Origin of the sequence: Streptomyces griseoflavus, from assembly GCF_014649995.1 — a bacterium.
GTDB classification, from domain to species: domain Bacteria; phylum Actinomycetota; class Actinomycetes; order Streptomycetales; family Streptomycetaceae; genus Streptomyces; species Streptomyces griseoflavus.
The window spans coordinates 3,286-4,079 of the sequence record NZ_BMUC01000012.1 but is presented as its reverse complement, the minus strand read 5'-3'; the positions used below and the strand labels follow the sequence as shown (position 1 = coordinate 4,079).

The following is a 794-nucleotide window of genomic DNA, read 5'->3' as shown; positions in this document are numbered from 1 at the left end:
TCGTCCCGGCCACGGTAGCCACCGCGGTTGTCATCACGGCCACGGAAACCACCACGGTCACCACGGTTGTCATCGCGACGGAAGCCGCCCCGGTCACGGTCACCGCCACGACTGTCGTCACGGCGGAAGCCGCCGCGCTCACGATCGCCGTCGCGGCGGTCGTCACGACGATCGTCCCTGCGGTCGTCACGCCGGTCATCCCGGCCGCGGTACCCGCCGCGCTCGCCACCCCGGTTGTCGTCACGGCCGCGGAAACCGCCGCGCTCCGGCCGGCCACCGGCGCGGTCATCGCGTCGGAAGCCACGATCCCGGTCGCCGCCACGGTCACGGTCGTCGCGGCGGAAGGACGGCCGGTCGCCGTCCCTGCGGAAGCCGCTGTCGCGGTCATTGCCTCGACGAGGGCCGCCGCGCTGCCCACCACGGTCAACGCGGTCGGAGCGTTCGCCACTCTCCCGTCGCCGCTGGTCGCGCTCCGGTCGGTCGTCGGGAGAGTTGGTGGACATCGGTGACTCCTGTCTTCGGTACCGCAAGTACAAATAAAAAAGGACCCCTGGTCCCAGCTGAACGCTGGTGACCAGGGGTCCTTCCAAAGATTGTTCGGCGGCGTCCTACTCTCCCACAGGGTCCCCCCTGCAGTACCATCGGCGCTGTAAGGCTTAGCTTCCGGGTTCGGAATGTAACCGGGCGTTTCCCCTACGCTATGACCACCGAAACCCTAATGGTTTCGAGCGAACAAGCACACTCTTCTATTGTCTGTTCTGCTCAAAGCCGACAACGGTCGTTGTCTCAGAACT

Annotated in this window: 1 rRNA gene and 1 pseudogene; one reads left to right on the top strand and one right to left on the bottom strand. The window is 66.6% G+C overall.

Annotation, left to right across the window (positions count from 1 at the left end):
* A pseudogene (locus IE172_RS35160) lies at positions 1–509 on the top strand (hypothetical protein); the annotation flags it as partial.
* 86 nt (positions 510–595) lie between these two features.
* Here the strand turns inward: IE172_RS35160 and rrf are convergent.
* A 5S ribosomal RNA gene (gene rrf / locus IE172_RS23555) occupies positions 596–712 on the bottom strand.
* Positions 713–794: the final 82 nt, after the last annotated feature.